The 5780-nt window shown below is 68.3% G+C and carries 5 protein-coding genes; 1 reads left to right on the top strand and 4 read right to left on the bottom strand.

The window, feature by feature from the left end:
• Window positions 1–230: 230 nt before the first annotated feature.
• Window positions 231–1196, bottom strand: a complete 966-nt coding sequence (locus ABZW74_RS23755; RefSeq protein ID WP_240856976.1) for a 1-phosphofructokinase family hexose kinase — start codon at window positions 1194–1196, stop codon at window positions 231–233.
• Window positions 1193–1963 (bottom strand): DeoR/GlpR family DNA-binding transcription regulator, encoded by a 771-nt coding sequence (locus ABZW74_RS23750; RefSeq protein ID WP_355279873.1) that lies wholly within the window; start codon window positions 1961–1963, stop codon window positions 1193–1195. The genes ABZW74_RS23755 and ABZW74_RS23750 overlap by 4 nt, the downstream gene beginning before the upstream one ends.
• A gap of 289 nt (window positions 1964–2252) precedes the next feature.
• Between ABZW74_RS23750 and ABZW74_RS23745 the strand changes: the two genes are divergently transcribed.
• The gene (locus ABZW74_RS23745; RefSeq protein WP_240856977.1) at window positions 2253–3968 is read left to right on the top strand and encodes a putative PEP-binding protein; all 1716 of its coding nucleotides are present in this window, start codon (window positions 2253–2255) and stop codon (window positions 3966–3968) included.
• Window positions 3969–4539: 571 nt separating this feature from the next.
• Here the strand turns inward: ABZW74_RS23745 and lexA are convergent.
• Both lexA and ABZW74_RS23735 read right to left on the bottom strand, forming a co-directional pair.
• Window positions 4540–5247, bottom strand: a complete 708-nt coding sequence (lexA, locus tag ABZW74_RS23740; RefSeq protein WP_240856978.1) for a transcriptional repressor LexA — start codon at window positions 5245–5247, stop codon at window positions 4540–4542.
• Between the two features lie 106 nt (window positions 5248–5353).
• Window positions 5354–5780: hypothetical protein (locus tag ABZW74_RS23735; protein WP_355279869.1), on the bottom strand; the 427-nt coding region annotated here is incomplete at its 5' end.

The raw sequence follows: 5780 nt of genomic DNA, 5'->3' as shown, positions 1-5780 counted from the left end.
GCCGACTTGGCTTCGCGTGCAAGGGCTCCGCGGGTGAGGTCGGCCGGATCGGTCGTCCGCCCGGCGGCGCCGAGCGACTCCGCGAGGTAACTGATGACGGCGGCCGGATCGTTGCCGGCGTTCACGTCGAGACTCACCGTTGATTCGGTGATGATCTGCTCTGCCATGGGGGTTCCTTCTCGAGGTGCTTTCTGGGTTGGGGGTGGGGTTTGTGATCGTTGGGGCGGGGTTCAGGTGACTCGTGCGGCTCCCGTCAGTTCGGTGACCCGGACTCCGTCGAGGTCGAGCTGATCGGGGGTGGGGGCCTGAGTGCCGGCGAGGGCGGCTGCCGCGGCGCCGTACGCGACGGCGCTGCGGAGACGTTCCGGTTCGGACGCACCGCGTGTCTCGGCGACCAGGTAACCGGCCAGTGACGAGTCGCCTGCGCCCACCGTGCTGCGGGGGACGATCGGCGGTGGAGTCGCGAACCACGAACCGGCCGGCGTGGTGAGAATGGCGCCCGTCGCGCCGAGGGTGGAGAGCACGGCACCGCCGGTGCGGTCGACGATGGTGCGCGCGGCGGCGACGATCGGGCCGAAATCTCCGGTCGACGCAGAGCGTCGGAAGACCTCGCCATCGGCACCGGTCACCTCTGCGAGCTCGTCCTCGTTGGGCTTGAGCAGGTCGACGGACCCGAGTGCCGCTGCGTGCAGCGGAGGCCCGGACGTGTCGACGGCGATCCGGCATCCGAGGTCGGAGAGGTCGTCGGCAACGGTGCGATACCAGTCGACCGGAACTCCCGGCGGCAAGGAGCCGCAGAGGGTGACCCATACGGCGTCGGCCGCGTGGGTCCGGATGAGATCACCGAGAGCGCTGAGCTGTCCTGCGTCGAGTTCGGTTCCGGGTGCGTTCAGTTTGGTCGTGGTGCCGTCGGGTTCGGCGATGGTGATGTTGGACCGGATTTCTCCGTCGACCGCGACGGTCTCGTACGGCAGCCCGACGCTGTCGAGGGCCCGCAGCAGCGGATCTCCGTCGCGTGCGGGCAGGATCGCACGGGTCGCGATTGCGGCCTCGGCGACCACGCGGGACACGTTGATGCCCTTGCCGCCGGCCTCGGCTCGGGTTGCGACGGCGCGCTGGACCTCGCCTCGGTCGAGGGGCCCGGGCAACTCGAGTGTGCGGTCGAGGCTGGGATTGGGTGTGACGGTGAGGATCATGCGATCACCACGTCGATGCCCCGGGCCGACAACGCCGCGGAGAAGCCTGGATCAACACCCGAATCGGTGATGAGGACGTCCACGTCGTCGAGATCGGCGAAGCCGGACAGGTCTTCGCGGTTCATCTTCGACGAGTCGGCGAGGACCACAACCCGCTGCGCGACGCGGACCATTGCCGCTTTGACCGCGGCTTCGTCAGGGTCGGGAGTCGACAATCCGTGCGCCTCGCTGATGCCGTTGGCTCCGACGAAAGCGGTCGAGACCCGTAGACGTTCGAGCGCCGCAACGGTTTCGGCGCCGACGGTCGCCTGGGTGAGACCGCGCACGCGGCCGCCGATCGCGTGCAGGTTGGCCGAATTGTGGTTGGCCAGCAGGCCGGCGATCGGGAGGCTGTTGGTGATCAGGGTGAGACGACGGTCGGTGGGCAGCGCGGAGGCGGCCTGGAAGGTGGTGGTACCCGCGTCGAAGAAGACGGACCCGCCGTCGGGTGGGAGAAAGCGGATTGCGGCACGGCCGATGGCGGCCTTCTCGTCGGTCTGGGTGACCTGCCGCTCGTCGATTCCGCGCTCGCCGATCACCCGCATGACCCCGGCGCGCACCGCACCGCCGTGCACCCGCTGCAGATGGCCCGCCCGTTCGAGGGCGGCCAGGTCACGGCGGACGGTCTCACTCGTCACCTCGAATCTGGTGGCGAGTGCGGCGACGGAGGCGCGTCCGTTCGCGCGTACCTGTTCGGCGATCGCCTGTTGGCGTTCTTCGGCGTACAACACCGCTCCGATCTCTCGATGGGACATCCGGGTGGATCTGTCTGCGATTCCCGTGTGGTTGTGTTGATCTGTGTGGCCTTGAGTGTTGATATCTATTTGTTTACGCCTGTTTGCGTTGACAAGTCAAGCATTTCTTGTAACTTTGATCACAAGAGATTCGAAAGCCGGTCATCGGTCACGCAATGCAGCTCGACGGTGAGCCCGGACACGAATCGCGTAGAACTGAGTCGTGTATGTGCGGCCGTGCCGCCGATTGGCGGAGCGGAACTCGAAGACGAGAGGGGTCGCAGTGACCGAGACGCTAGCGGGAGGCATTTTGGAGGGAACGCCGGTCGTCGGCGGGCTGGCCTACGGGCCGGCGATCTGGCCCGGGGAGCGCCCCGACCACGACCCGGACGCCCTGGGTGCAAACACGGAACTGCCCGAAGACCAGCGCGAACCCGAGGTGGCAAGATTTGTCGCCGCGGCGGGGATGGTCGCCGGCCGACTCCGTGACCGCTCATCGCACAGCTCGGGTGCAGCCGCCGAAGTGCTGGCCGCCACCGCCGGACTCGCCGAGGATCGCGGGTGGATCGGCGCTGCGTCGGGACTGATTCGCAAAGGATCGCCTGCGCCTGCGGCAGCGGCTGCGGCAACCGAACAGTTCGCCACCATGTTCACCAAGCTCGGCGGGCTCATGGCCGAGCGAGTCACCGACCTCAACGACGTGCGCGACCGCGTCCTCGCCGAACTTCTCGGCCTGCCCGAACCAGGTGTGCCGGAACCGATCGAACCGTCTGTCCTGCTCGCCGACGATCTCGCGCCCGCGGACACCGCCGGACTCGATCCGGCGACCACCGTCGCCCTCGTCACCCGGCTCGGCGGCCCGACGAGTCACACCGCCATCATCGCCCGGCAACTCGGGATTCCCTGTGTGGTCGCGGTATCGGATCTGACGACGGTGCCGGCCGGAACCCCCGTGCTGATCGACGGCACGCTCGGCACCATCACCATCGGCCCCGACGAGGCGACGGCGCGAGCACAGGTCGATGCCAGTCGTCGGCGTGCGGAAGCGGTCGCCGCCTGGCACGGGCCCGGGCGCACCGCCGACGGACACGAGGTCTCGGTGCTCGCCAACGTCGCGGACGGGGCGTCGGCACGCACGGCCACCGGATACCCCGTCGAAGGGATCGGGCTGTTCCGCACCGAGTTGGCCTTCCTCGACCGCCCCGACGAGCCGACGGTCGACGAGCAGGCGGGCATCTACCGCGAAGTCCTCGAGGCATTTCCCGGGCAGAAGGTCGTGGTTCGCACGCTCGACGCGGGCTCCGACAAACCGCTCAAGTTCGTCAACCACAAAGACGAGGCAAATCCGGCGCTAGGAGTTCGTGGCGACCGAATCGCGGTGGAGAACCCGGAGATTCGAGCGCACCAACTCGATGCGATCGCGCGGGCCGCAGCCGAAACCGGATCGACACCGTGGGTGATGGCACCGATGATCGCCAGCGCCCGGGAAGCAGCGGCGTTCGCGCAGGAGGTGCGTGCGCGGGGGATGACCGCCGGAGTGATGGTCGAGATCCCCGCCGTCGCGATTCTGGCGCCGCTCATCCTCGCGGAGGTGGACTTCGTATCGATCGGCACCAACGATCTGACGCAGTACACGATGGCCGCCGACCGGATGTCCGCGGACCTCGCGTCGTTGACCGACCCGTGGCAACCGGCGGTGCTCAAGCTCATCGCCGAGGTCGCGTCGGCAGGTCAGACGTTGGGCAAGCCGGTGGGGGTGTGCGGGGAGGCCGCCGCCGACCCCAACCTCGCATGCGTGCTGACCGGGCTCGGGGTGACCTCGCTCTCGAGTGCACCGGTCGCCGCGGCCGGCGTCGGCGCGCGGCTCGCCGAGGTCACCCTCGACGCGTGCCGCGAAGCCGCCACTGCAGCACTGGCAACCGCGGATCCGGCCGGTGCGCGTCAGGCCGCGACGTCGGTGCTCGACGCCGCAGCCACCCCGCTCTCTCCTGCCGTCTGAGACGAAGACTTCGGCTGTCCGTGGTTCCGTATGAAGTTGTGCCCGGATTCCGGGCACAACTTCAACGGATTGTGCTTCCGCTGTCGATGGCGGCGCCCAGGTCGCTGACCCGGGCAAATGCGTCAGTGTGGTGCCGCAAAATCTAGGGGAAGAGTTTCTTCCCCGGGGTTCACAGTCGTCCCCGAGAAATTTGTAGGGGAGGACTCTGAGGGTAGGGGAGGAAGTTTCTTCCCCTGCTTTCTGCGGGTGCCGCGTCCGTGCGGCGCGTTCCGCGGAACGCGCCGATCGACGTTAGCGGGCTCGACGGAACAGGTGCTCGCATTCCTCCCATCTGCTCGTAATGCATTGCGCGCGGATGGGAGACGCGCGCAGATGCGAGCACTCGGGATGGGTTGTCTGTGCGGGGGCGAGATGGTGTCCCCGGCGCATCGTCGGCGCTGCGTGAGTGCAGAAACCGCGTGTCTGGCCAGAAACCCGAGGCGCCCCAGCGGTTTCTGGCCACAGCTGAGGTTTCTGGCCAGGTCCACGGTCGGGTTGAAAGGTACAGATATCCGACGGGGTGTACTTGCCCTCAGATCCGGCGCATCACCGTCACAACCTTGCCGAGGATGGCGGCGTCGTCGCCGGGGATCGGCTCGAACAGCTCGTTGTGCGGCATGAGCCAGACGTGTCCGTTCTTGCGCTTGAAGGTCTTCACGGTGGCCTCGCCGTCGATCATCGCGGCGACGATGTCGCCGTTCTCGGCCACGCTCTGCTGGCGGACGACCACCCAGTCGCCGTCGCAGATCGCGGCGTCGATCATCGATTCGCCGACCACCCGCAGCAGGAACAGTGAGCCGTCCCCGACCAGTTCGCGGGGGAGTGGGAACACGTCTTCGACCGCTTCCTCGGCGAGGATCGGTCCACCGGCGGCGATCCTGCCCAGCACCGGCACGAAGGTCGGCGTCGGCAGCGGATCGCCTCCCGCGTTGGTCGCGGCCGGATCTGCGTCCTGCACGTTGACCGCGCGTGGACGGTTGTGGTCGCGCTTGAGCAGTCCCTTGCGCTCCAGCGTGCGCAGCTGGTGGGCGACCGACGATGTCGAGGTGAGTCCGACCGCGTCGCCGATCTCGCGGATGCTCGGGGGATAGCCACGTTCGCGCACCGATTGCCGGATCACGTCCAGCACGCCGCGCTGACGCGCGGTCAGCGACGCCTCGGCGGCGGCAGGATCGATGGGAGCGTCCTGGTCGCGATCATCGCTCCGAGTTCCGGTGCGCTTGGGCCGTGAGTCGCTCATCTGCTCGGATTCCTCTCTGTCGCCGCCTCGCTTGAGAGCGAATCGGCTGGTTGTCGGCGGCGGGTGTTGACATGTCCGTGGGCCCGAGCCTAGCGGAGCGCGACGATCACTTCAAACATTTGTTCGAGGTGTGGCGCGACTTTGTCGGTCGGGCGTGGTACAACTCGAACATCAGTTCATCGAACACGTGATCGAGGCCGTCGAACGTCCTCGACAGCGCGTTCGCCGAACTGCCCGAGTACCCGGCACAACCGCCACGAGCACCCCCGGAGGCCAGCATGACCAGCGCGACACTCACCCGTTCGGGCCGCGCCCGCACCAGCGTGGACTCGACCATTGTCACCACTCGTAAGGCGGCCGGCACGCCGCTGCGGACGCAGCCCGCGCCGCGCGGCATCACGCGGCCGACCGGCCGGCCGATCGGGCAGACCAGCCCGGCAGGTCGCGCCGACGCGCCGATGCCGGGGGTCGCGCCGACCTCGACGCGGTGCGGCGAGGCGGTGGGGCGTCGCGGGTCCAAACGGCCCGCATCC

This window comes from Gordonia sp. NPDC003585 (assembly GCF_040610755.1).
Lineage (GTDB): Bacteria > Actinomycetota > Actinomycetes > Mycobacteriales > Mycobacteriaceae > Gordonia.
Note: the sequence above shows the minus strand (reverse complement) of the source record. Positions and strands in the feature narration are given on the sequence as shown.